The organism is Alishewanella sp. WH16-1 (assembly GCF_001441695.1).
Classification (GTDB): domain Bacteria; phylum Pseudomonadota; class Gammaproteobacteria; order Enterobacterales; family Alteromonadaceae; genus Alishewanella; species Alishewanella agri.
Genome location: NZ_LCWL01000009.1, coordinates 53600 through 79601, shown reverse-complemented (window position 1 = coordinate 79601; position 26002 = coordinate 53600). Strand labels below are relative to the sequence as shown.

The 26002-nt window shown below is 44.3% G+C and carries 23 protein-coding genes and 1 pseudogene; 15 read left to right on the top strand and 9 right to left on the bottom strand.

From position 1 onward, the window contains the following. Position 1: 1 nt before the first annotated feature. The 10 genes from flgK (at position 2) to AAY72_RS01305 (ending at position 12797) form a co-directional block, all read left to right on the top strand. The gene (gene flgK / locus AAY72_RS01350) at positions 2 to 2056 is read left to right on the top strand and encodes a flagellar hook-associated protein FlgK (protein WP_057785282.1); all 2055 of its coding nucleotides are present in this window, start codon (positions 2 to 4) and stop codon (positions 2054 to 2056) included. 4 nt (positions 2057 to 2060) lie between these two features. Continuing rightward, positions 2061 to 3284 (top strand): flagellar hook-associated protein FlgL, encoded by a 1224-nt coding sequence (gene flgL, locus AAY72_RS01345; RefSeq protein ID WP_057785280.1) that lies wholly within the window; start codon positions 2061 to 2063, stop codon positions 3282 to 3284. Between the two features lie 174 nt (positions 3285 to 3458). Beyond that, the gene (locus tag AAY72_RS01340) at positions 3459 to 4316 is read left to right on the top strand and encodes a flagellin (RefSeq protein WP_057785279.1); all 858 of its coding nucleotides are present in this window, start codon (positions 3459 to 3461) and stop codon (positions 4314 to 4316) included. Between the two features lie 295 nt (positions 4317 to 4611). Continuing rightward, positions 4612 to 5469, top strand: a complete 858-nt coding sequence (locus AAY72_RS01335) for a flagellin (RefSeq protein ID WP_057785277.1) — start codon at positions 4612 to 4614, stop codon at positions 5467 to 5469. 67 nt (positions 5470 to 5536) lie between these two features. After that, a complete protein-coding gene (locus AAY72_RS01330) occupies positions 5537 to 5938 on the top strand; it encodes a flagellar protein FlaG (RefSeq protein ID WP_057785276.1) in 402 nt (133 codons plus the stop codon). A gap of 24 nt (positions 5939 to 5962) precedes the next feature. Further along, positions 5963 to 7423, top strand: coding sequence for a flagellar filament capping protein FliD (gene fliD, locus AAY72_RS01325; protein WP_057785274.1), 1461 nt, complete (start codon positions 5963 to 5965; stop codon positions 7421 to 7423). An 11-nt stretch (positions 7424 to 7434) separates the two neighbouring features. Beyond that, complete coding sequence (gene fliS, locus AAY72_RS01320; RefSeq protein ID WP_057785272.1) at positions 7435 to 7872, top strand: flagellar export chaperone FliS; 438 nt, start codon at positions 7435 to 7437, stop codon at positions 7870 to 7872. Then, the gene (locus AAY72_RS01315; RefSeq protein ID WP_057785271.1) at positions 7872 to 8177 is read left to right on the top strand and encodes a hypothetical protein; all 306 of its coding nucleotides are present in this window, start codon (positions 7872 to 7874) and stop codon (positions 8175 to 8177) included. The genes fliS and AAY72_RS01315 overlap by 1 nt, the downstream gene beginning before the upstream one ends. An 11-nt stretch (positions 8178 to 8188) precedes the next feature. Further along, positions 8189 to 10987 carry a 6-hydroxymethylpterin diphosphokinase MptE-like protein gene (locus tag AAY72_RS01310; RefSeq protein WP_156411256.1) on the top strand — a complete coding sequence of 933 codons (2799 nt, stop codon included), beginning with the start codon at positions 8189 to 8191 and terminating at the stop codon, positions 10985 to 10987. Between the two features lie 79 nt (positions 10988 to 11066). After that, entirely contained in the window at positions 11067 to 12797 is a 1731-nt protein-coding gene (locus AAY72_RS01305) for a GSCFA domain-containing protein (protein ID WP_057785269.1), read from the top strand. A gap of 130 nt (positions 12798 to 12927) precedes the next feature. Here the strand turns inward: AAY72_RS01305 and AAY72_RS01300 are convergent. The 9 genes and pseudogenes from AAY72_RS01300 to pseB form a co-directional block, all read right to left on the bottom strand. Next, positions 12928 to 14137 (bottom strand): annotated as a pseudogene (locus AAY72_RS01300) (IS256 family transposase). A 111-nt stretch (positions 14138 to 14248) separates the two neighbouring features. Further along, positions 14249 to 14689 carry a GNAT family N-acetyltransferase gene (locus AAY72_RS01295; protein ID WP_057785268.1) on the bottom strand — a complete coding sequence of 147 codons (441 nt, stop codon included), beginning with the start codon at positions 14687 to 14689 and terminating at the stop codon, positions 14249 to 14251. A 3-nt stretch (positions 14690 to 14692) separates the two neighbouring features. Continuing rightward, the gene (gene pseI, locus AAY72_RS01290; protein WP_057785267.1) at positions 14693 to 15742 is read right to left on the bottom strand and encodes a pseudaminic acid synthase; all 1050 of its coding nucleotides are present in this window, start codon (positions 15740 to 15742) and stop codon (positions 14693 to 14695) included. Then, on the bottom strand, positions 15739 to 16773 hold the full coding sequence (pseG, locus tag AAY72_RS01285; RefSeq protein ID WP_057785266.1) for a UDP-2,4-diacetamido-2,4,6-trideoxy-beta-L-altropyranose hydrolase: 1035 nt from the start codon (positions 16771 to 16773) through the stop codon (positions 15739 to 15741). The genes pseI and pseG overlap by 4 nt, the downstream gene beginning before the upstream one ends. Position 16774: 1 nt before the next feature. After that, positions 16775 to 17473 carry a pseudaminic acid cytidylyltransferase gene (gene pseF, locus AAY72_RS01280; RefSeq protein WP_057785265.1) on the bottom strand — a complete coding sequence of 233 codons (699 nt, stop codon included), beginning with the start codon at positions 17471 to 17473 and terminating at the stop codon, positions 16775 to 16777. Then, entirely contained in the window at positions 17470 to 17880 is a 411-nt protein-coding gene (locus tag AAY72_RS01275) for a DUF86 domain-containing protein (protein ID WP_057785264.1), read from the bottom strand. The genes pseF and AAY72_RS01275 overlap by 4 nt, the downstream gene beginning before the upstream one ends. Next, positions 17870 to 18256, bottom strand: coding sequence for a nucleotidyltransferase domain-containing protein (locus tag AAY72_RS01270; RefSeq protein ID WP_057785263.1), 387 nt, complete (start codon positions 18254 to 18256; stop codon positions 17870 to 17872). The genes AAY72_RS01275 and AAY72_RS01270 overlap by 11 nt, the downstream gene beginning before the upstream one ends. Further along, positions 18244 to 19407, bottom strand: a complete 1164-nt coding sequence (gene pseC / locus AAY72_RS01265) for a UDP-4-amino-4,6-dideoxy-N-acetyl-beta-L-altrosamine transaminase (protein WP_057785262.1) — start codon at positions 19405 to 19407, stop codon at positions 18244 to 18246. The genes AAY72_RS01270 and pseC overlap by 13 nt, the downstream gene beginning before the upstream one ends. Then, on the bottom strand, positions 19404 to 20405 hold the full coding sequence (gene pseB / locus AAY72_RS01260) for a UDP-N-acetylglucosamine 4,6-dehydratase (inverting) (protein ID WP_057785372.1): 1002 nt from the start codon (positions 20403 to 20405) through the stop codon (positions 19404 to 19406). Before pseB ends, pseC begins: the two co-directional genes overlap by 4 nt. Positions 20406 to 20645: 240 nt before the next feature. On the opposite strand from pseB, the gene AAY72_RS01255 reads away from it, so the two are divergent. From AAY72_RS01255 to fliE, 5 genes are all read left to right on the top strand, one after another. Continuing rightward, a complete protein-coding gene (locus AAY72_RS01255; RefSeq protein WP_057785261.1) occupies positions 20646 to 21431 on the top strand; it encodes a flagellin in 786 nt (261 codons plus the stop codon). A gap of 128 nt (positions 21432 to 21559) precedes the next feature. Continuing rightward, entirely contained in the window at positions 21560 to 23044 is a 1485-nt protein-coding gene (locus AAY72_RS01250) for a sigma-54 dependent transcriptional regulator (RefSeq protein WP_008983057.1), read from the top strand. Between the two features lie 111 nt (positions 23045 to 23155). Then, the gene (locus tag AAY72_RS01245; RefSeq protein WP_057785260.1) at positions 23156 to 24214 is read left to right on the top strand and encodes a PAS domain-containing sensor histidine kinase; all 1059 of its coding nucleotides are present in this window, start codon (positions 23156 to 23158) and stop codon (positions 24212 to 24214) included. After that, complete coding sequence (locus AAY72_RS01240) at positions 24207 to 25550, top strand: sigma-54 dependent transcriptional regulator (protein ID WP_057785259.1); 1344 nt, start codon at positions 24207 to 24209, stop codon at positions 25548 to 25550. Before AAY72_RS01245 ends, AAY72_RS01240 begins: the two co-directional genes overlap by 8 nt. A gap of 94 nt (positions 25551 to 25644) precedes the next feature. Beyond that, positions 25645 to 25983, top strand: a complete 339-nt coding sequence (fliE, locus tag AAY72_RS01235; RefSeq protein ID WP_008983060.1) for a flagellar hook-basal body complex protein FliE — start codon at positions 25645 to 25647, stop codon at positions 25981 to 25983. Positions 25984 to 26002 lie beyond the last annotated feature (19 nt).

The following is a 26002-nucleotide window of genomic DNA, read 5'->3' as shown; positions in this document are numbered from 1 at the left end:
AATGGCAGATAGTTTATTAAGTATTGGTAAAACAGCAGTGTTGGCGAATAGCCGGTTACTCAATACCACAGGTAACAACATTGCCAATATTAATACACCTGGTTATGTGCGCCAGCGCACGACCTTTGTTTCTGAGCAATTCGGTTTAGGGGTTGGGCAGGGCACTACCGAACGTTTGGTAAATGAGTTTACCCAAAAACAATTACGGCGTGATACCACTAATGCTGCTTATAGCTCGCAATATCTGGCTGAAGCCAACCGGCTAGATGCTTTATTTTCAAATGCTGCCAATAGTATTGCGACCGGCATGAATAATCTGTTCCAACAAATTCAAACCGCAAATAATGACCCGACGCAGTTGTCAAACCGGCAATTGGTCATCGGTACTAGTCAGTCGCTGTTGGATCAGTTTAAAAGTATGTCGACCCTGATTGCGGATCAAGAGCAGTTTCTAAATCAACAATTAGATTCCAGTGTTAATGAGGTTAATGACTTAATCGGCCAAATCGCGACTTACAACAATGATATTGTCTCTTATGGCAGCAGTAATAGCCGCCCGATTCCGCTTGATTTGCTGGATCGGCGCGATAACGCAATTTTAAAGCTGGCAGAATACGTCGATATTCAAACCGTAAACTCCAATAGTGGCGAAAAGCTGGTGTTTATGGCCAGTGGTCAGGCGCTGGTAGTAGAGCGTGGTGAATTTAATTTATTGTCAATGCGTGGTGAGCCAGATCCCAACGACCGAATCATTGAGTTAACTTTACAATCCAATGATAAAGTTAAATTAGAGCTTGATGCGCAGGGCGTCGGCGGCAAAATCGGTGCCCTTACCGATTATCGCTTACAGGTCGTTAACCCGACACAGCGCCAATTAGGGCAGCTATCCCTTGCGCTCGCTGATAGCATGAATACGCAAAATAAACTGGGGTTAACACTCAATGGCACCCTTGGTCAGGATTTATTCCGGTTGCCGGTTTCGCAAGGGTTGGCTTTTGCTGCTAACACCGGTAGCGGTGGTATTAATGTTGAAATTGAACCTGGTAGATCTAATCAGCTACCACCTAATGATTTTTTGGTAGAAGTGATTGATGCCAACAATATCACCATCACGGCGTTGGATGAATTCGGGCGCCCGACAGCTAATAGTCGGACCTTGAACAGCCCTACGGGATTTCCGGCAGATTTTGACGCTTCTGATGCGCCAGTTCCACCGTCAGACTTTGATCTCTTCGGTTTGAAATTGCAGGTAGGTAATGTGGCGGTCGATGACAAATTCGTGTTAAAACCGCTAGGCGCCGCCGCGCGGTCGATGCAAATGGCGACCAATCGCGCTGAGGATGTTGCGCTTGCCGGACCGCTGCGTGGCGAATTTGCATCTGCTAATCTGGGGAATGGTCGGATCGATGGTGTGAAAATTTTTGCGACTGACACCCCGGCATTTACCAGCTCGTCGTTAGTAAATGGCCCCTATACGGTCACTTATCAGGGGCAGGACAGTGCCGACAACGATAGGTTTGTGTTTAGCATTACTGATAATACTGGTGCGGTTTTAGGTGAAGCGCGTTTTACCAGCAACAACTTTAATAACGTGCTGGCAAATAGCGTTGGTTCCCCATCCTTAAAAGAGACTCTTGGCTTCGATTTTAATCTTACTGGTGTGCCACGCCCTGGTGATACCTTTACCATTGCCTTTAATGAAAATGGTTTTAATGATAACCGTAATGGTCTGGAGCTTTCCGCATTGCAAAATGCGTCTTTGGTCAGACGTAATCCAGAACCTTTTGGGGCGGGAGTTAATCAATATAGTCTGAACCAAAGTTACGCTACTATGGTAGGTAATATTGGGGAACGGACCCGGCAAGCGCGCACAGCAGATGAAGCTAATACTGCAATTTTAGAGCAAACAACCTTGTGGTACGAATCACTGTCTGGTGTTAATTTAGACGAAGAAGCGGCAGATTTAGTGCGCTTCCAGCAAAGCTATGCTGCTGCCGCCAAAATTCTGGCAACATCGCAAACTGTGTTCGATACCCTGTTACAGGCAGTGAGGTAATATCATGCGCTTAACCTTTAATATGCAATTTAATCAAAGCCTGAATGGTATTCTTAACGCCCAACAGCGGATGACGAAAGCCGAATCACAGCTAAGTAAACAAACCCGTATCCTGTCACCAGCAGACGACCCGGCTGGTGCTGCTAAGGTGCTGAGTCTGGACCAGAGCAAGACTCAAATCGAGCAATACCAAACTAATAGCGCGCTGCTGAAGAATAATCTGGCGTTACAAGAAACGGTATTGACCAGTATGCGGACATCTTATGACCGTATCTCAACCTTAGCAATCGCGTCCGGCAATGGTACTTACTCTCTGGAGCAACGTCGCGCAGTGGCTTTTGAGTTGCAGAATATCCAAACCGAATTATTCGATTTAATGAACACCCGGGCAGCTGATGGCAGTTATATATTTGCCGGTTACCAGGATAAATCACCGGCTTATGAGCGCGACCCTAATAGCGGTGTTTTTGTATTTAAAGGTGATGACGGAAGTCGCGCGCTGCAAATTTCACAGTCTATTAGCTTGCCAGGTAATGATAGTGGCAAGGCCATTTTTGATAGCGTGTTTGTGCGTTTTCAGCCGCAGTTATCAGCCGCACCAGCCGGTTCCAGTCTGGAAGTGAGTAATCAGACCGCTTTTGATAATTTTTACCGTGCAAACTTTGACAACCTTAACCCACTGAATAATCAATACAGCTTGCAAATTGATGCCGCGGGTACCTATCAACTGTTGCAAAACGGTTCAGCTTTAACGCCGCCTTTTAGCGGGAGCTATATTGCCGGTCAGCAAATTAATTTTAATGGCTTGGCGTTTAACCTCGATCCAGCCACTACCTTACCAACACAAGTTGATTTTGAGTTACCTGCACCGACTCAGACTAACGTATTGAATACATTACAGCGTTATATCGACATCCTGAATGACCCACTCGCCACCGCTGACGATTTAGCTAAGGCACTGGCTGACACCTTGCAGCAAGTAACCGCCACTGCGAACAATGTGGATGGCTCTTTAGCTAATCTGGGTGGGCGGTTAAATGTGGTTGATAGTGTATTTAACACTAATGCCGATTTATTAATTACTAACCAGCAATATAAAGCGGATATTTCAGAAGTCGACTTAGCTGCTGCGTTAACCGAAATTAAGCGCCAGGAAGTGGCGTTGCAGGCAGCATCGCAAACCTTTCAGAAAGTTAATGCTACGACCTTATTCGACTATATCCGCTAATAAGTAAGAGCAGGCGCAAAGCCTGCTTTTAACTTTCTGAATATTAAGCTTAAAAATCCAGCGAAAAAAATTCTAAAGTTTCCCCGCCCAGCGCCGATAAATAATTAACACGGCAAGATACAGGCAATACGCAGTCTAAATTGCCTCAACAGGTTAAAAAGCGAGGAAAACATCATGGCTTTATTCGTAAACACCAATACTTCATCACTGAACGCACAACGTCAGATGATCACTTCTGGTAACGCTTTAGATACTGCATTTAAGCGTTTATCATCAGGTTTCCGTATTAACAGTGCAGCTGATGACGCAGCCGGCTTACAGATTTCAAACCGGTTAACCAGTCAGATCAATGGCCTGGATCAAGCAGCTCGTAACGCCAATGATGGTATCTCTCTGGCGCAGGTTGCCGAGGGGGCGATGGATGAGATTACCACCAACTTACAGCGTATGAGAACCTTAGCTGTTCAATCGCAAAATGGTATCAACTCTATTTCGGATCGCGGCGCAATCCAGAAAGAAATTCAAGCTCTAAAAGTTGAAATCAGTCGTATTGCAGCAACAACACGGTTTGGTGATCAGCTGTTACTAAATGGCGGAACTGATAAAGGCTTTAATTTCCTGGTAGGCGCGAAAGGCACGGGTAACGAATATATAAGTGTAGGCTTATCAAGAACTAATGGTTGGGGCGCTAACGGCCTAAGCATTGGCGCTATAACTGTTTCCGGCACAAATATTGGAACTGCCTCTGCTGCTGCAGGAGATGCAATTGCCCGTATTGATAGTGCCATTGGATTCGTTGACGGCAAACGAGCTGATTTAGGTGCAGTGCAGAACCGGTTTCAGGCAACGATTCGCAACCTGACCAATGTTTCTGAAAACGTAGCTGGTGCCCGTGCCCGGATTCGCGATACTGACTTTGCTAAGGAAACCGCAGAGCTAACCAGGGCGCAAATTTTACAGCAAACCAGTCAGACTGTTTTGGCTCAGGCAAACCAGCGGCCACAAGGGGCATTAAGCTTACTACAAGGCTAATTATACCAGCTGAAGCAACAGAGGTATTGCAGTGCCTCTGCTTCTTGCCAGAAATGCTTCAGCGGAGTGACTCGCTTTTTAAAAGGCTGCCAACTGGCAGCCTTTGTTCTAAATACCTACCAACTTCCTCTCTAAAATTTTCAAAAAATAATTAAAAAATTCTTCTAAAGTTCTCAACAGCGCTGCCGATATATAAGGTAAGCCAAGTTGCAGCTTGGCCAGCTAAACGGTAAAACCGTATTTTTAACAACAGTTTGCGGCCTATATTAGATGGCTAAGAACTAAGGAGTGACTCATGGCTTTATTTGTCAATACCAATACCTCCTCATTAAATGCTCAGCGGCAGTTAATGAATTCCGGCGGCGCTCTGGATGTCGCATTTAAGCGTTTATCATCTGGCTTCCGGATTAACAGCGCATCAGACGATGCTGCAGGTTTGCAGATTTCAAACCGCTTAACCAGCCAGGTTAATGGCTTGGATCAGGCCGCACGTAATGCAAATGACGGTATATCACTGGCGCAGGTAGCGGAAGGCGCGATGGAGGAAATTACCACTTCATTGCAGCGCATGCGGACTTTAGCGGTGCAGTCTCAGAATGGTATCAATTCGTTGACGGACCGGGCAGCGTTACAAAAAGAAATATCTGCTTTAAAAGTCGAGATTAGTCGTATTGCACAAACAACCGCCTTTGGTGATCAAAAATTATTAAATGGTTCAGCCGCTGGACCAAGCTTTAATTTTCTAGTTGGTGCAAAGGGCGCTACTAACGAATATATCAAAGTAGGTTTATCTAGAACTGGTGGTTGGGGAGCTAACGGCCTGAGCGTTAACGCTATAACTGTTTCTGGAACATCTGCAGGAAATGCCTCAGCTAATGCAGGAACTGCGATTGCACGTATTGATAGTGCTATTGCGCGTGTGGACTCTAAACGTGCTGATTTAGGTGCCATTCAGAACCGGTTTCAGGCAACCATTCGTAACTTAACTAATGTTTCTGAAAACGTTTCTGGCGCGCGTGCGCGGATTCGTGACACAGATTTTGCCAAAGAAACGGCAGAGTTAACCCGCGCCCAAATCCTGCAGCAAACTAGCCAAACGGTATTAGCTCAGGCTAACCAACGGCCACAGGCAGCGCTGTCGCTTTTAGGCTAAAATACTGCGTGAGTGCCGGGTATAGCGATACTGTTACCCGGCCTTTACTGTTTAAAAGGGGTAAACTATGAATACGATGCCCGGTAATACGGTATTAACAGGTAGTATGGCAACAGCTGATTTTAAGCTGCAAGGTAACCTAGATAGCAATATTCAGAATAGTAAAGTCGCGGAAAGCGCTGATTTAAAAAAACAACGCAGTAATCCAGTGCAGGCAGAACCTAGTACAGAGCAAGTCGATGAGGCGTTGCAGATTGTCAATAAAGCAGCGGTGTTTGAGCAGCGGTCATTAAGTTTTATGATAGATGAAGTCTCAGGCCGGTCTATAATAAAAGTGATGGATAAGACTAATGATCAAATAATTCGGCAGATTCCATCCGAAGAATTGTTAAAAGTCGCGCAGGATATTAAAAAACTACAGGAAGAGATGGGTCAATCTCTGGGGTTTCTAATAGACCGCCAAGTATAAACTTATTACAGAGTGAGGTAAGTCATGTCGTCCATTAATTTTTTAGGTGCTGCTTCAGGTCTGCCGCTGGATGAGCTGGTTTCTACCTTTGTCAATGTTGAGCGCCAGACCAAAATGGCACGGATTGAGAAGACAAATACCACACTGAATGCGTCTTTGTCGGGCGTTGGTCAGCTACGTTCTGCACTTTCAAATTTTTTGGATGCAACAAAAAAACTAAGTGGTGAAAATTTAAAAGCCCGCAGCGTAAGTATTACGCAACCGGAAGAAGGTAAAACATTTATTCAGGCAACGGCAAAAAATACCGCTTCTGCTGCATCCTTTGATGTCATGGTTAACCAACTCGCCAAAGGTAGCCGCATAGAGTCGTCTGATAATCTGTTTAGCAGTGCCGATGCAGTCGTTTCCTCAACAGATGGTGAACTGACATTTGAAGCTGGAGATAAAAGTTTTACCGTTGCTGTAACAGCAGGTATGACCCTTAATCAGTTACGTTTGAGTATTAATGAATCTGCCCAAAACTTTGGTGTTAATGCAAATATTCTGAATACCGGCGGCACCGCAGGTACTAAGTTAGTGTTAACGTCTAATGTCACAGGTCAAGGTAACGACCTGGTTATTCGCAATAATAATGCAGAATTGGATAACCTTTCTACGGTTGCAACTGCCACTTCACCGGGACTTAACTTGGTAGCGGCGGCACAAAATGCCATTATCGAATTAGACGGTATCTTAATAACCAGTGCCACCAATACTTTTGAAAACGCTGTACAAGATATCTCAATAACAGTGCTAAATGAAACACCATTAGGGAAAAATGCGCGTTTGGCAGTCTCCACAGATAAAAAAGCTGTCGAAGAAAACCTTCAAGCTTTTATTAAAAGTTATAACGACCTGGTAGACAAGACTGCTTCATTAACACGCAATCGTATTTTAGGTGCTGATGGTACTGTTACTCTTGATAGTGGAGCTTTGTCTGGAGATTCATTACCGAGAAACATATTAAATCAAATCCGAGGCATTTTGGGCTCTGAAATTGCCGACGCTCCAGAACAACTTAAAGGTTTATTTGCTCTTGGTATTACTCTTGATAAGGCGGGTAAATTAGAAATTTCTACAAGTACGGAATTTAGCTCTGAAACTGGCAAGATGCGCTTCGATAGAGCACTAACAGATAATTACGATGATCTAGCTAAATTGTTCGGTGGAGAGAATGGGGTAGTCAGTAAGTTAGATGCACTGATATCTGAATACAATAAACCAGGTGGTATTATTCAGAATAGACAAGATAATTTACAAGCCAGATTAAAAGAAAATACTAAAGCTTCTGAGGCTGCAAGCCGATATCTAACTAGTTTCGAAGATTCGCTTCGCAAGCGTTATGCTGCTTTAGATACTTTGTTAGGTCAAATGCAAAGACAACAAGCAAGCGTCAATGCAGCGCTATCCAGCTTGCCAGGCTTTAATGTAAAGAAATCTAGTTAAGGAGTTTTCTTATGAGTTACGGTATTAAAGCTTATAAAGCTGTTGGTATAAAAGATGATTTAGCTGTTGCCGATCCGCATCGCGTGATACAGTTATTAATGCAAGGTGCATTAGAACATATGGCGAAAGCTAAAGGATCTATTGAACGTAAAGATTTTTCTGGTAAAGCTCATGCTATCTCTAAAGCCCTTTCAATCATAAGTGCCCTGAAAGGTTCTTTGGATATGAGCTCAGGTGGTGACATATCACAGAACTTATTTGATTTGTACGATTTTATGTTGAATCATCTAACTATCGCCAGCCGTGATTTGGATTTGGTAAAGATTGATGATGTTATTTCACTTATGGTCACTATTAAGTCAGCTTGGGATCAAATACCTGTTGCAGATCGTGAAGCTGGCTACCGTATGCAGTCCCAACGTGACCAAAAAATGGTTGTGGGTGCTTAGTGGCGGCTGAAACAATTATAGCTACTATTACAGCTAAAAAACGTAAAGTAGAGCAGCTGTTACAGAATCAGGATATTGAACTGAAGCTGCTCTCAGATGAATTTAACAGTTTAACGCCTCTGCTAAAACAACTTACAATGCTTGCTAAAACAGATGAGGTGGCTGCACAGTATTTAGCTGATTTGGATATCTGGTATAGTTCAGCGCTGCACAAAGTGAGACTTTATAAAGACTCTATAGCGGATAATCTAAAAAAGCTTAGTGCTGCAAGAAAAGCAGATTACAATTATCGTCAAAACCGTTAAACGAGTGCTTGATGCTAAACCTAATAAGTGAGTTTGTTCACGATAACCCGGATTTACAATCTTTGGCCGAGCAGGCCGCATTTCTAAAACTGCAGAAACTTTTTGAGAAAAACCTGATTTTTTTTCAAAAGTCTTACCCTGATATTTATCAACGTATCAATGAGCACAAGGTTAAACACTATTCGGTGTTTTGTTCAAAAAACATGGAGCTGAATATCGTTGAAGTCGAAACTGCTCGTGTTCTCTACTCCGAAAATCCTGCGTCAGAACTATTGGAAGAGACTGCAGATTTTTGCCGTTCAGCGCCAGTAGTACGGTTAGTGAATACTGAAAGCTCCAAAAAAATTGTCGCATTGCCAGAAAAATCAGTGGTGTTAATCTTCGGAGTCGGCTTGGGTCTGCATATTTCAAACTTGCTCAAGTTACAGCCACCGAGAGTCCTGGTAATTTATGAGCCTGTTATAGACTTATTTATTTCTTCACTTTACTGCATTGATTGGTCGGTTATTTTTGGTCAGGCGACAGTTTTTAATACAATGATTTCACTGCAAGTAGGAAATAGCGGCTCAACAATTATCAGTGACCTAAATGAGTTAACTCAGTACGTTTCCGGTATTAAAGAGGTATATCTCTTCAGGCATTTGGCTCATCCCGTTTCAGATGAGGTTTTTAATTATCTTGTTGAAAATAGTAGTGATATAAAAGCGTTGCTAAACAGTCAGCCTCAGTTTCTCGGTTATTCAGAAGATGCTCTATTTGTCGCAGAACGTTCAATGGGAATGCTTGCTAATCGCGTTTATGAACAGGCTCCGAAGAATGAAGTTTTTCAAAAAAACCTGAATGCTCTGCAGCAGTATTATCCATCTATTTATGAAGTATTTCGTGACTACAAGCCAAGAAGTTGGCGGTGTGTTGTTAAGGATGAAGAGTTAAATCTGTTTTGTAATAAGCGCTCAAGTTTTTTTTATCAAAATGTGCTGGCTGATTCTGAAAAAATGGTCGAGAGATTTAAGCAGAATCCGCTTGAAAACAAGGTTATCTTAAATCAGGGAGGCATTGAAAAATTCCGCAGTTATATTCACTATCAAACAGTCGAGAAGCTTCAGCCTTTTTTGAAAAACTTGCCAACTAGAAATTTTAGTGAAATTTCCCGTATAGAATATTTGATAGTATTAGGTATTGGTTTAGGTCGTCATATTGAACTGTTGAAAAGTAAAATTGATGTTAAAAATTTATTTTTATTTGAGCCAAACCTTGATTTCTTTTATGCCAGTTTGTTCGCGACAAAATGGTATGAGTTATTTGAGCAAGCAGAAAAGAACGACAGCAAAATATACTTTAATATTGGTGGAAATGGCGAGGAATATTTCAATGATGTCATGTCCCAGTATTATCAGACAGGTGCTTATGGAATTGCGAATAGTCTGATTTTTCCTTCATTTTTAACCCCGGAAATGCGTAAATCTTTAACCAAGCTATATTCACAACTACAACAAATATTGGCATTAGGAGAAAGTTTTGACCATGTTCGTTATGGCATTGCTCATACCTGTGAAAGTTTACGTCTAGGTCATCAATTTATAAGGAAAAATTGTAATTCGGCAGGCCTCCGTCAACTACAAAATATACCTGTTTTTATTGTTGGTAACGGCCCTAGTCTGGATGAAAGTCATCATTACATTAAAGAGCATCGTAATAATGTCATTGTTATTAGCTGTGGTACTGCATTGCGTTCTTTATACAAACTTGGTATCACACCAGATTTTCATGCAGAAATTGAACAAAATAGAGCAACCTTTGGTTGGATTAGCCAAGTTAATGATAAGGCTTGGTTAAAGACGATCAGGTTTTTATCTGTTAATGGCGCTCATCCTGATACAGCTTCGCTATTTAAGTCTGTTCACTTAGCCTTTAAAGCAGGTGAGTCGTCAACAAACTTTTTTAAAAATTATTTGGAAAAGAAGAATATCGAAATAATTTCTCTCAGATATTCTTACCCAACCGTTTCAAATTTGGCTTTCGATCTCTTTACTGAATTAGGCTTTAATAAAATATATTTATTTGGAGTTGATCTTGGATATCTCGATCCAAAGAATCACCATTCTAAGCACTCAGCTTATTTCAGAGAAGACGGTCAGGCAGTTGCTAAGGCAGATATCGGTTTTGACAATGGCTTACGGATACCTGGAAATTTTCGACCTGAAGTTTTTACTAAACCCGAGTTTGATTTCTCAAGGAGTATCCTGCAAGCAGTTATTAAAAATAAAAAAAATAAAAATATCGAATTTTATAACTGTAGTGATGGAGCTTTAATAGAAGGCGCATCTTCCTTATTAGCTAGCAATATATTGGTAAGCAAACCTGAGTTTGAAGTTAAAACTTTGCTAAATTCTATTTTTGACAGTAATGAGCTGAACTCAGCATTAAGTTCTCATTACGAGTTTTTTAAAACCTGTATTGCAAATACTGATGTATCCCATTTATTTAAAGATCTCGCCGATAGCTTACATGAAGTTAATTCTGTAGAGGATGCGGAGAATTTGATTAAAAAGCAATGGGATATGTTGCTTCATAACTATAGGAAGGGAGAAGAGCTATTTTTTTATCTGGCCTCAGGCTCGACCCTTTATATGCTGAGTGTGTTAACTCGTTTTATACCCCGAGGCCAACTTGAACATACTGATGTTTATGGAGAATTTAACTCTATAGTCAATATTTGGAAAGATTATCTAAATAAAGCCAGTGACGCTTTTCAAAAAGCACCTTTATCAAGTTGTAAGGTTGATGTTAGTCACATGTTTAATTCTTGATTTGTTTTTTTGAGTGCTAAATTATACAATCTTTTAATTAATTTATAGATAAATATAAATTGATTTTCAAAGGGTAATCATGACAATGAATAATACACCTTATGATAAAAGTCGTCACGAATCTTTCTGGCGAACAGGAGTAGCGAATGTCAATCCTGAGTTCGAGCTTTTTAAAAAATTAGTACCTCGATTAAATTATTCAAAAGACTTGAAGTTAACCTCTGCTGGTTCATGCTTTGCTCAGCACATTGGTAAATGGTTGACTGCCAATCAGTATGATTATATTAGAAGTCAGATTAACTCAGAAGAAATCAGTAGCTTTGCTTTTGGTAATATTTATACCCCTGCTGCATTAACACAGTGGTTATTAAAATCAGAAAATGAACTAGCTGAGTTCAGTATATTTTTTAATGAAGATAATGGTAGATTCTACGATTTACTTTTTGCTAATGCTGGGGGTGGCGGATATTCAAGCATAAGCGAGATAAAAGAGTTTAGAAAAAAAGTTCTTGCCGAGGCTAAATCAAATTTGGGTAAGGCAGACTGTTTCATATTTACATTGGGTTTAATAGAATCTTGGGTAGATGCAAACGGTATCTGTTATCCTGTTTGTCCTGGTGTTAAGTTCGGCTCCTTTGACCCGAATAAATATAGTCTAAAAGTATTTAGTTATAATGAAATATATAAAGATGTAACTTTAATGCTTGAGGAAGTAAAAAAAATAAATTCAAATATTCATTTCATTCTTACCGTTTCACCAGTTCCACTTACCGCAACAGCTACAGATCAGCATATACTTATAGCAAATACCTACTCTAAATCTGTACTGCGAGCTGTTGCTGGTGCTATTTCAGAAAGCAGAAGCGATATTAATTATTTTCCTTCTTTTGAACTCATAACTACGCCTCTTAAAAACGATTTTCGCTTCTTAGAAAATAGACGTACAGTCTCAAAAGAAGGGGTTGATTTTGTCATGAAACATTGGGCTGACGCTTTAGCTTCTCCCATCGTTACCGCTTCAGATGATACGAACTACGAAGTCGATTGCGACGAGGAGATGCTAGAATCCATAGCAAAGAGTAAAAACCAAGATACTTCGTTAGACAGTATTAAACTACTCACTTTAATTGGCGATAGCCATTTTTCTAAGCTAGCAAGATCATTAGAAAAACTTGGCATAGAATTTAGTGGTGGTATGGTGATGAATGGTTCTGGCTTTGCTCAACAAAAGTTTCTGTTGACACACGATACTGATATTTTCGTACCTCTAGAGAGTGCAGCTTCTCGAAACCTGTGGCAGAAAATAACGAATAACTTACAATTTATCAGTGAGAAAAACTTACTTAATCGGTCCTGTGTTATAACGAATATTGGTCATCAAACACATCAAAGCGTGGCAATGTTTTTAGAGTGGATGCAATCAAATAGAACAGAAAGCATTTCAAAAATATCCATTCAGGATTTTTTAGATTTCTTTAATGAAAAACTCAACCAGCAATTATCTATAGTATTTTCTCTGAAAAATCAAGGGCACAGAGTTATTGTAGTGTCGGACACACCTTTTTGGCAGTATTTCGAAAAGTCAAGCCACTTGCATCCGATAGCGATAGCGTACATGGATGCAATGGAATACCTTTTCCAAGAACTTGGTTTTGAATATTTGCATACAGCAAAATTATTTAACGAAGAAATCACTAACCCATTAGACTACACTTCTGATTTAATTTACTCCGATGGCACACCTGATTATTTTCATGGCGGCCAGAATTATTATGATTGGTTAGCGGTTAAGTTGTTGGAAATTATCTGATTTTTAAAATTATTTAGCGATAGTTGATGTAGGGCGGACTCTTGTAAAGTCGCCGAAATTTTACCCGGTGTTTAGAGCGAAGTGAAAATAAATTTGAGACTATAAAATTTTCTGTGTAAGTGGCTGTTTATCATAACGATACTCGGTCACCGTACATGATCATAAACTGCGTCATGGCTGGCTTCCAATCTCGTAGTGGCATTGTCCACTTTTTAGCAATCTGGTGTAAAGCCAGATATAGCAACTTCAGCACCGCATCATCACTTGGGAATGACCTTCTGGTCTTGGTGACCTGACGCAGGCTGGCATTAAGCGATTCGATGGCATTGGTGGTGTATGACCTTGCGTATCTCCGGTGGATAGTCGAAGAACACACTCAGCCTTGTCCAGTTATCGCGCCAGGATTTGCTAATGCTCGGATGCTGGTTATCCCAGGTTTCGGCAAACTGCTCCAGCGCCTGCTCTGCCTGTTGCAGGGTTGCTGCGCCATAAATGGTTTTAAGGTCTGCTGCAACAGCTTTACGCTCTTTCCAGCTGACGAAGCGCAGGCTGTTGCGGATTTGATGCACGATACATAGTTGCACCTGCGTTTTAGGGTAAACGGCTTCAATCGCATCCGGGAAGCCTTTGAGGCCATCGACACAAGCGATGAAGATGTCTTCCACGCCCCTATTTTTCAGCTCGTTCATCACCGAGAGCCAGAACTTGGCACCTTCGGTTTGCGCTATCCATAAGCCCAGCAACTCTTTCTCGCCATCGGTGTTTACGCCAAGGGCCAGGTAGACAGACTTGTTCTGGATACTGCCGGAATCGCGGCTGCGCACAACCAAACAGTCCAGATAGACTATCGGGTATACCGATGCTAATGGCCGCTGCTGCCAGGCTTTGACCTCGTCCAGTACGGCATTGGTGACCTGAGAGATAAACGTCGGCGAGACTTCAACACCATAGGCTTCTTCAAAGTGGGCCTGAATATCGCGGGTTGACATACCTCTGGCATACAGGGAGACAATTCGCTCATCAAAGCCACCGAGCTGTTTCTCGCCTTTCTTGATGAGCTTAGGCTCGAAGCTGCCATTGCGGTCTCGCGGTGTTTCAAGCTCAATATCGCCGTGAATACTGCGCACTGATTTACGACTTTTACCGTTGCGGGAGTTACCGGTGTTTTTACCGGCGGCATCATGTTTGGCATAACCTAGATGCTGCTCCATCTCGGCTTCAAGGGCGCGTTCGGCAAGCTTTTTGGTCAACTGCTTAAGGATACCTTGCTCACCAAGCAGGTCTTCCGGGGATTTGTAGTCAGCTAATAACTGGTCGATAAGCTGGTCTGATACTGGCATTATTTATTCCTTTCAAATACATGGATAGAATGCCACTTACACAGATTTTTTTATACTCTCATAAATTTATTGGTAGATCTTAATAATTGGTAAGCATCTGTAGATTTATCTTTAGTGTATTAGTTCATAATATACTTTACCTTTGTATAGTCTTTTAAATGTTAAACCAGCATATTCTGCAACCTTTATCGATGCTGTATTTAAAGGTAGTATTTCAGCTACTACTCTTCCTTTAAGCTTGTTTACCAATAGTTTTACCATATTTTTAGCTATTCCTTTACCCCGATGGTCAGGCGCAACAGTCCATGAAATATAATGATAGTCCTTTTTTGTGTCCACCCTGACTGTGCCCACAGGTTGTTTTTGACATTCTACAATATAAAGCTTGCGTTGCGGATTACTTAAGCTTTGGTGTAACCACTCCATATGTTGATGCTCAGTAATTTTCATTTTGTTAATGCTGAACTTTCGTGTTCCGACATCATTACGCCAAAGCAATAGGCATTCAGCATCTTGCAAAGTTGCTAATCTAAGTTCCAAAAGCTCCTTCATGCTTTAAATTAGCTCCCAGGTTATTGGGGTACCTATTTTAACATCTTGTTTTACTCTACGGCCGAGAAACTGTGATAGGTATTTCGGTGCTAAACCAAGCCCTGGTCGTACGGAGCGAATGTTTTCGGTGGTAAAAATGTCACCTGCTTCCATATCTTTGGCGATATAAAGTGACCTGCGGTGCACCCTTGAAGCTATCTCTTTTTCGGTACAGCCATAATGCACAGCACCAAGCGCATCATGCGCACGAGCAGTTTCTTCTACCAGCATTTTCAGTTCAAACGGCTCTAATGAAAACTCAGCATCCACTTCGCCGCCGTTTCTATCCAGTACAAAGTGTTTTTCAATGACGGTAGCGCCTAATGCAACAGCTGCGACAGAAACACCTAAGCCAAGAGTATGATCAGAGAGACCGACCTGACAATCAAACAGTTGCGCCAAATGGGGAATGGTGCGTAAATTCGCATCTATCGGGCGGGCAGGGTAGTTGCTGGTGCATTTTAGCAAAATGAGGTCTTTACAGCCGTTGCTGCGCAGCACCTCAACGGATTCAGCCAGTTCAGCTTGGGTTGCCATGCCGGTCGAAATAATAATCGGCTTGCCGGTTTTCGCCACCGCCGCCAACAGACCATGATCGATATTCTCGAATGAAGCGATTTTATAGCAAGGTACATTAAGCGTTTCCAGAAACTCGACGGCGGTTAAGTCAAATGGTGAACTGAAAGCTAGCATACCTTTGCTATTAGCGTAGTCAAAGATTGGTTTATGCCATTCCCATGGTGTCATCGCAACCTTATAAAGGTTATACAGTGAGTTGCCTTGCCAAAGGCTATTTTTATCGGCAATAAAGAATTCATGCTCGTGAACATCAAGCGTAATGGTATCTGGTGTGTAGGTTTGTAGCTTTAATGCGTGCGCGCCAGCAGCTGCGGCAGCATCGACCAGTGCCATTGCTTTGTCCAGTGACTGGCCATGATTGCCGGACATTTCGGCAATAATAAAAGGCGTATGTGTAGGGCCGACTAACCGATTGCCAATTTTGATTTCTGTCATGTCTTTTCTGCCCCTAAATTAATAATTTGCCTGACGACCAGTGGTGTGCCAGCATCATTTGAAATGATCATCGTCGCTGCTTTGCTTATCGATAGCAGCAGCTCTGGTTGTTGCAGATAGTATTCAATCTTTTCTGCCATAATTTTTTTTGAAATATCAGCTGGTGATCCCAACCAAACACAGGCTCCCAGTTTATCCAGATACCGCGTGGTCGCCAGCTGATTCTCTGCCACCGTTACCACCAAAGCGGGTAAACCGGTAACACAGCGCTCCCAATGGGTTGCACCGCCGGCGCCTATCATAAGTTGAGCCTTTTGCATTAATACCGCCATAGCATCAGTTTGAATATGTAACTGAACGTTCGACAGCCGTGCACATTGCTGTTTGATACTGGCTTGCCAGGGATTATTTAACCCTATCACTATATCGGCAGTAACAGGGAGAGACTTTAGGCTGGCAATGGCTGCTATTGCCAGAGAGGTTAAGTTTTGTTCATCACTACCGCCAAAACTGACCAAAAGGTGGTTTGGAACTCTTTGACAATGCGGCTGATAAAATTCTTCGCGCAGTAAAGCATAACGTGGACCTAACAGCTGCTGACAACCCGCTGGTACCAGCGAACGATAGCGACTATCCATATCCGGAAGCAGGTTTTGATCCAACAGCAGGTCGCATTCAAGAGGACGGTTTGCCAAATCATCAATCACCATAATTTTCTGGCAACGTTGGCGCAGTAGCTTGCCATATCGTTGACCAAGCTGGTAATGATCAATAACCAACAGCTGATAGGGTTCTGTAATTAGCCCTAATGTAGCGAGTGCATCATCTTCTTCGCAATAAAGCTCTGCTGGCAAACTTAACGTCTTAAAGCCAGCTTGTTGTAGCAAGTCTAATAAATGCCCTTTATTGTTCCGACAGGCAAAATGGCATATAGCTCCATGTTTTAGCAAAGCTTTTGCCAGGGTTAGGCAGCGCATAATATGCCCACTACCTATTGTTACTGACGCATCAACCCGAAACAGTACCCGCATCTTAGTCTTGTTCCTGTTGCAACATCCGATATAGGTATTCAGCCCGCCGCCAGTCATCTGGTGTGTCGATATCCTGAACCCGATGCGATGGCAGTTCGTAAAGTTGTGAGTTAGTGCTAAACACACTTTTTTTCAGATCAAGCCAGGTCGATGCTTTAGCCCAGTAAAGCTGACCGGCATCATGAAATGTCGGTATCAGATCCTGTGAGCGTTTACTGATACTGGCTGGGTCAAAAGGGGCAACTCCGCCGGTTTCGGTTAACACTAATGCTCTTTGAATAGGAAAAGCAAAGCGCGCTGCCGTAAACACAAAATCTGCCTTAGTTGCGACAAGTCTATGCAGCAGTTCAGCAATTAGCCCAGCATCCAATAGGGGGGTAGTAGCATAAAGGCAAGCGCAGTGCTCGAGTGGCCAACCCAAAGATTGCAGTTGCGAAATCGCATCCCGGATAACCTCTGTAGTACCGGTATAATCGTCGGCGAGTTGCGGCTGTCGGAGAAAAGGCACCTCGGCGCCATATTCTAGCGCGACTTCAGCAATTTCAGCGTCGTCGGTCGAGACCACGACTTTATCAATTACGCCACTTTGTAATGCTGCCTGGATCGGATAAGCCAGCATTGGCTTACCACAAAAATCCTTAATATTTTTCCGGGGTATGCGCTTACTACCACCACGTGCCGGGATAATCGCGATATTCATATTTTTTCATTCAATAAAAAATCGAGAATGAGTTGGTAGCGTTTTTGCTCGATTAATTTCAATACCAAGCGCATATCAATATTCATATATTCATGCACAATACGATTGCGTAAGCCAATAATGGCTTGCCATTGTGTTAATGTGGCATCAGGCCAGTTTTGCAAGTTAGCTAATTTTTGCATCGCGTCATAAGCCGAAACCGGTGTGGGTTGGCCATTGGCTTTTAACAGGTGCTTGGCTTTGCCGATGGCGTTTTCTGTAATGACCTGTAGCACATGCAAAAGACCATTTTGCTCTAATTTTGAAAAGGATTGTCCAACATTAATAGCTGTTGCAGCTTGATCCAGTATTGATTGATACTCAGTAGCAAGGTTTGCTGTTTCTCGTAAATAGATTTCAAGTTGCATGAGACTCTTCCCACTGCCAGTATTCATGTTCGCGCCATGTTTTTTCTTGAAACTTAAACCAGAATTGAGGTTTTTGGCAAAAAATTAGCTGCCCATCGTTAACAATAACAATCCGCATCGCAAGTTGGGCTGAGCGCATATCCACCAGATCAATAGCGTCAACATCACACTTTACTATGCTTGCCAGTTGCTGGCGTAATGCTTCAGCTTGCCCAAGTCGGATAAATTCATCTGGCTCGTCAAAAAAATAAGCAAAATCCCAATCGCTCTCTTGTTGTGAAGTGCCATTGGCGCGGCTACCAATTAAGACTAAACAGCTTAGTTTTGGAAACCGCTCTGCCAATTTTGCCAGAGATATAGCATTTATAGCTGGCATAAAAACCTATCCAGAGTATTAACAACAGTGTTTTGCTCCTGCAAGGATAAACCGGGAAATAATGGTATGGTCACCGCTTGTTGATAATAGTTTTCAGCTTGTGGGCAATAGCCTGCTTTAAATCCTAACTGTTGATAATAGGGTTGCAGGTAAATAGGGATATAGTGCAAGTGCCCAACTATGCCCTGTTGTCTTAGGTATCCGACACAGGCTTTGTGTTGTTCCTGCGTCAGACTTATTAGTCTTACAACATAAAGATGATAACTACTATAGCTATCAGGGTGTTGGCTCAGCGGCTTTATCTCGGCATAACGGTTAAAAGCCTGGTTGTAATGCTCAACCAGTTGCTGGCGCGCATTCACAAAGCTATCCAGTTTTGAAAACTGGCTTAAACCCAGCGCGGCATGAATATCGGTTAGACGATAATTAAACCCAAGTAATTGCTGCTGATAATACCAGACACCATGGCTTGGTTCGGTCAACTCTGTAGCTTCAGAGGTGATACCGTGGCTGCGTAACATCTGCATCTTCCGTGCAAGTTTCGGATTTTGCGTGGTCGCCATGCCACCTTCACCACTGGTAATAATTTTCACCGGATGGAAGCTAAACACAGTGATATCTGAATAACGGCAGTTACCCACGGGTTGATTTTGGTAGCGGGCACCAATCGCATGGGAGGCATCCTCAATGATATGAAAGCCATATTGTTCAGCCAGGGCAGCTATTGCCTGCATATCACAGGGCTGGCCGGCAAAATGTACTGGTATCACCACTTTAGGTAACTGATTTTGCCGCTGCGCTTGTTTTAGCTTTTCTTCAAGTGCCGCCACAGACATATTGCCGGTCTCAAGCTCAATATCGACAAAGTCGACAGTGGCACCGCAGTACAGGGCACAGTTAGCCGAAGCCACAAAAGAGTTAGGCGAAGTCCAAACCCGAGCACCTGGGCCAACGTCCAATGCCAAGCATGCGATATGCAGGGCGGAAGTGGCGCTGTTAACAGCAACGGCAAACGAGACCTTACAATAATCGGCAATGGCTTGTTCAAAAGCCGGCACTTTAGGCCCCTGAGTGAGCCAGTTGGACTGCAGAACCTCTTGTACTGCAGCAAGATCGGCTGCATCCAGTTGTTGCTTGCCGTAGGGTATCATTGCGCAGCTACCAGATTACAGTGACGGATTTCATCAATGGTTAAAAAGTGCGGATTGGTGTCCGACACATATTCGAAACCCTGTTCAACCAGTTGACCTTGTTCACCCAGAGCGTTAGTGGTGAAATCATTGCTGCGGTTAAAAAACTTAATTGCCGGTGCGATTACATAATGATCAGCAAATTCATAGGTATGAAAAGACATATCGCCCGGGCACATCATTTCATGTAATTTCTCCCCAGGACGAATACCAACAATTTTTATCGGTAAATCGGGTGCCATGGCCTTTGCCAAATCTGTAATTCTAATAGAGGGGATTTTAGGGACAAAAATCTCACCGCCCAGCATCCGCTCGAAATTCTTCAAAACAAAATCGACCCCTTGCTGCAGGGTGATCCAAAAGCGAGTCATTTGTTCATGTGTTACTGGAAGATGGTCGGAACCTTGATTAATCTGTTGCTGAAAAAAGGGCACCACAGATCCTCTGGAGCCTACCACGTTGCCGTAGCGCACAACTGAAAAGCGTGGACGACTGCCACCGGTCATATTATTGGCTGCAACAAATAATTTATCTGAGGCAAGTTTCGTTGCACCATATAAATTAACAGGGTTAGCTGCTTTGTCTGTGGAGAGAGCGATCACTTTCTCAACGTTGGTTTCGATGGCTGCATTGATAACGTTTTCTGCGCCATTAATATTGGTGCGGATACACTCGGTAGGGTTGTATTCGGCGGCGGGCACCTGCTTTAGCGCTGCTGCATGAATAACGAAATCAACACCATGCATCGCTCTAATCAAGCGCTGCTCGTCGCGAACATCACCAATAAAATAACGCATACAGCTCTGATTAAATTTTTGCTGCATTTCGTACTGCTTTAGCTCATCACGCGAGTATATGATGATTTTCTTGGGTTTATAGCGATTAAGCAATGTTTGAGTATACTTATGGCCAAAGGAGCCGGTGCCGCCTGTGATCAGGATCGTTTTCCCATCAAACATAATAAACATCCGTAGTTAAAAACTAATTATGCTAAGCAGTTAGTGTGCCAAATTAGCAGGTTTTATCTAAAAAGTCATACTAATCAATAGCTCTTGGCTTCAGTGTAGTTTCTTTCTGCTATTGGGCAAGATTCGTCAAGTTTTAATTTCTTAGTATCGACAAATGTACTTGAAAGTTGAGCACCCTGCTAATCCCAGCTATGCTTAACCAATAGCGATCTGAAATGTCTGAGGTGTCTGATGAAGGTTACACCCCCCAACAGTAATATCCTAAATAACGTACTGCAGCAGCAACAAAAGCTCTCGCAACAACAAGCCACTGCCAAACGTATCAACAGCGCAGCGGATGATGCTGCCGGTTTGCAAATTAGCAATTCTTTAACCAGTACCATCAATGCCCAGCAACAAGGGCAGCGGAATCTGGCAGATGGTATCGCCTTTGCACGGGTTTACGATCAGGCGTTGCAGGGGGTTAATGATAATCTTCTGGAGTTAGATCGTTTAGCGATAGCTGCGGGCAATGGTATCTACAGTGCGCAAGATCGGCAGGCGTTGCAGGCAGAAGCCGAGGGTTATCTGGCCAATATTCAGCAAGGTTTAGCAACAGAATTTGCCGGTAACCGCTTATTTACTGATTCGACGCGCAGCTTTAATGCCGGCGATGGTGAATTGAGCTTGCAAACCCGTGATGCGCAGGCGCTGTTGTCGGCACAGAATATCTTTAATCTCGACCTCACCAACCCTCAGGGTTTAACGGCTGCACAAAGCAGTATCCGCGCTGCCAGTGAACAAATCAGTGCTTTTCAGACTGAAACCGGCGCCGGGATTAATAGTTTGCAAAGTGCATTAAATGCCGTTTCCGGACGTGAAGTGGCGACTTCTGAAGCGCGAAGCCGCATCGCTGATTTAGATTATGCCCGTGCCAGTAGTGATCGGGCGGCAGCGAATATTCTGACACAAAGCTCAATTAACGTAGCGCTGCAGGCCCGGGTTTCTTCGGAGCAGGCGTTATCCCTGCTGAGTTAACTGGGGTGATTTTTCGCTGGTTTTTTGACGTAAACCTTGTTTTAGCGTCAAAAAACCAGCATTCCACCTTGCATACCCACACTTAGCTTGTACAATAAAGTCAAATAACCAGAATAAATTGTGCTGCTATGTCCTCCACACCGCCGCTGTATATCTTTGATTTACAATTAAATCGTGCTGAGCGTTTAGCCACTGTGCTGAGTTTTATTGGCGAGGCACAGCAAGTATTGACCGCTGAAAATGTGCTGGACAAATTACAGCAGCAGCCCGAAGCGGTAGTGTTGTTGGGGGCTTGTGGAGAGCTGGCACCTGACAAACTGGTACGGCAGTTTCCGGCTTCGGCTTTTTTAGTTGTCGGCGAGAGTCTTAGTTTCTTGCTGGAGCATGCTAACGTCATTGGCGTGCTATCCGAACCTTTTGCTTACGCCAGTTTGACGCAATTATTGCGCGATGCGCAGCAGTATCATCGTTTACTGCCCACGCATAAACAGGCAGATAGCCAGGCCAAGTTTGATGGCATGGTTGGGCAAACGCCGGCGATGCAGAAGGTACGGTTTTTAATTCAGCAGGTGGCAAAAACCGAAGCCAATGTGCTGGTGTTGGGGCCATCAGGTACCGGTAAAGAAGTGGTGGCACGCAATATCCATTTGTTGTCAAACCGGGCCAGTGGCCCCTTTGTGCCGATTAACTGCGGTGCGATTCCGGCGGAACTATTAGAAAGCGAGCTGTTTGGCCACGAAAAAGGGGCCTTTACCGGCGCCATTTCAACCCGTAAAGGCCGTTTTGAGTTGGCGCAGGGCGGCACGCTGTTTCTGGATGAAATAGGCGATATGCCGCAGCCAATGCAGGTTAAGCTACTGCGGGTGCTGCAGGAGCGGATTTTTGAGCGGGTGGGGGGCGCACAAACCATTAAAGCGGATGTACGGATTATCGCCGCTACGCATCGCGATCTGGAAACGATGATTAGCGATGGCAGCTTCCGTGAAGACTTGTATTACCGGTTAAATGTATTTCCAATTGAAACCCCTGCTCTTAGTGAGCGTGCCGACGATTTACCATTGTTAATCAATGAACTATTACAGCGGCAGTATCAGGCGCATCAGGCCAGAGTAAAGTTTACTGAGCGGGCATTAGAAAGTCTGAAGTTACATCCATGGCCTGGTAATGTCCGTGAGTTGGCTAATTTGTTAGAACGGATGATAATTATGTATCCGGATCAAGTGGTTGACGTCGCAGAGTTACCGAAAAAATATCAACACCTGGAAGTAGACTCTTATCAGCCGGTGTACCCCGAAGAGCTGCAAGAACGGGATTTACTGAATTCCTTATTTCAGTCACCCGATGAAGAAGCTGAGTCTGCAGCGGAATCTGAGACAACCTTAGCGGAAATCCAGTTCGCCTTTGCTGCGGGTACGCAACCCCTTGGATTACAAGATTTGCCGGATAGTGGTTTGGATTTAAAAGAGTTTTTGGCTGAGCTGGAAGTACGTTTTATTTCGCAGGCACTGGAGCGACATGACTTTATTGTGGCCCGGGCTGCAGAGGTGCTAGGTTTGCGCCGCACTACCCTGGTTGAGAAAATGCGCAAATATAATCTGGGCAAGGATGAATAAGGGTTGTCAGTTTTTTGACTGGATAAGTTCTTATAAATCATAATTTTAATGCTGGCATAATCTCTGCATAATCAGGTCTAGTTATTCACCAGACCTGAGCTATGTAACCCAATGTCTGATACCTCACGTTTTGAGCAAATTCTGCGGGCTTTGCCTTCCGGCGTCATTATTCTTGACGCCAAAGGTCTGGTAGTGGAGGCCAATCCGGTGGCTTTGGCAATGTTGGGTGAACCAGTGCTGGGGCAGCGCTGGTTAACTGTGATCAACCGCTGTTTTCAGCCACGTAGCGACGATGGTTTGGAAGTGTCACTTAAAGACGGGCGTCGCCTGCACATTGCGATCAGTGCGTTAAACCCTGGCCAGCTGATCGTGCTGACTGACCTAACTGAAACCCGCGCCTTACAGCAACGCTTGAATCATCTGCAACGTCTGTCAACCCTCGGCAAAATGATGGCCACGCTGGCGCATCAAATCCGTACCCCCTTAGCCTCAGCTATGCTCTACGCCGAGAATTTAGCCAGTCCGCAATTGGCAGTGCCGCGACGTGAGCAATTCCAGCAAAAACTGGTGTTACGTTTGCGTGAGTTAGAGCAGCAGGTCAATGATATGTTGCTTTTTGCGCGTTCCGGTACTGCGCAAGCGGTGCAAGCCGTAAATCTGCCGCAGTTGTTGCAGATGTTTTCCGAGCGCAGCGAGGCGATGTTAGCCAGCGCCAGGGCTGAGCTCCAGTTATGCTGCGCTGATGCTGAACTGCTACTGCTGGCTAATCCGCAAAGCTTGTGTGAAGCCTTATTAAATTTACTGCAAAACAGCATCCAGGCAACCGGCTCCGGCGGGCAGTTCCGTGTCGTGTTGCAACGCGAAACCGGTTCGCAGCTTACTTTGCTAATCAGTGACAACGGTCCAGGCATTGCGCCTGAGTTATTACCGCATATTTTCGAGCCTTTTTTTACCCGCAAAGCCGGAGGCAGTGGTTTGGGGCTGGCAGTGGTACAGGCGGTGATCCAGAGTCATCAGGGGCAGATCCGTTATTTACTGCCTGCCGAGCGGCCCACAGGCCAGCTAAGCGGTGCCTGTTTTGCGATTACGCTGCCATTAATGACGCCAGTTGCGAAAGGCAGAGTGGCTTTAAAAAACAAACAGCTGCAACAGGAGACCAGCCATGTCTGATTTAGTGGTATTAGTCGTCGAAGATGATGCCGGTTTACGCGAAGCCCTGTGCGACACCTTGTTACTGGCTGGCTATGCGCCACTGGCGGCTGACTGCGCCGAACAGGCGCTGTTACTGTTAAAAAAGCAAAAAGTCCAGCTGGTGGTATCAGATGTGCAGATGGGATCAGTGTCAGGCTTGAGTTTACTGCAAACCCTGAATGAGCATTATCCGCAACTGCCGGTGTTATTAATGACCGCCTACGCTAACGTGCAGGATGCGGTTGAAGCGATGCGTTTGGGCGCCATTGACTATCTGAGTAAGCCTTTCTCACCGGAAGTGCTGGTCTCGATGGTCAGTCGCTATGTGAAAGCGGCCTCAACGTCGGCTAATCAGCCGGTAGTGGCCGATCCGAAAAGTCAGGCGCTGTTACAACTGGCAGAAAAAGTAGCGCGCAGCGAGGCCAGTGTGATGATTTTGGGCCCAAGCGGCTCGGGTAAAGAAGTGCTGGCGCGTTATATTCACCAGCAGTCCAACCGCAGTAGCGAACCCTTTGTCGCGATTAACTGTGCGGCGATCCCGGAGAATATGCTGGAAGCAACCTTATTTGGTTACGAAAAAGGCGCCTTTACCGGTGCGGTAAATGCCTGCCCGGGTAAGTTTGAACAAGCTAATGGCGGCACCTTATTATTAGATGAGGTGACCGAAATGCCGCTAAACCTGCAGGCCAAGCTACTGCGGGTGATCCAGGAGCGCGAAGTTGAGCGCCTGGGCGGTCGTAAGCTGATTAAACTGGATATCCGCATTCTGGCTACCAGCAATCGCGAGCTGCGTCAGGCTGTTAATGACGGCGTACTACGCGAGGATCTGTATTACCGGTTAAATGTGTTTCCACTATGCTGGCCAGCGTTAAGCGAGCGGCCGGGTGATATCCTGCCGTTGGCAGAGCATCTGCTGGCAAGGTATGCCAGACAGCAGGAACGCAGTATCCCGTCGTTGACCGCCGCGGCGAAACAGCGCTTAGTCGGCTATAACTGGCCGGGTAACGTTCGTGAGCTGGATAATGTGATGCAACGGGCGTTGATTTTACAAAGTGGCAACCAACTTGAGGCGAACGATATCCTGCTCGAATCCCATCCTTTTGTGCCAAGCGCTGCCAGTCCGCATCCCGAAACGCTGGCGGAAGAAAGCCACTTTAAAGCCGAAATCCACCAACAGGAACACAAGCTAATTCTGGCTACCATGCGTGCTTGTGATCATAAACGCAAAGAGGCCGCCGCCAGGCTTGGGATCAGTGACCGTACTTTACGTTATAAACTGGCCAGAATGCGCGACCTCGGTATCGAGGTGGCGTAACCCTTGCTGAGGTGGCATAGCCCTTGCGGAGATGGCATAGCCCTTGCTTTAGTCCCTGTATCAGCTTAACAGTAAATTTTTGACAGGCACTCTTATGCAAATCAAAGGTCAGGCGTTATACGCACAAATGCAAAGCATGGCCAGCCAGGCCAGAGCCTTACCGGCAGACGCTAAACCCGCCATGGATATCGCGCCGGTTAATGGTAGCCAGTCTGATTTTACGACCTTATTTAAAAATGCCCTGGGTAACGTTAATGATCTGCAGCAACAGGCCAGTGCGATGCGCAATGCTGTTGAGCTGGGAGATCCCAGAGTATCACTGGCTCAAGCCATGATCGCATCACAAAAATCATCATTGGCCTTTGAAGCCACAGTGCAGGTACGCAATAAAGTGGTTGAAGCGTACAAAGAAATTATGTCAATGCCGGTTTAAGCTAGGCAGGCAGTAGGAG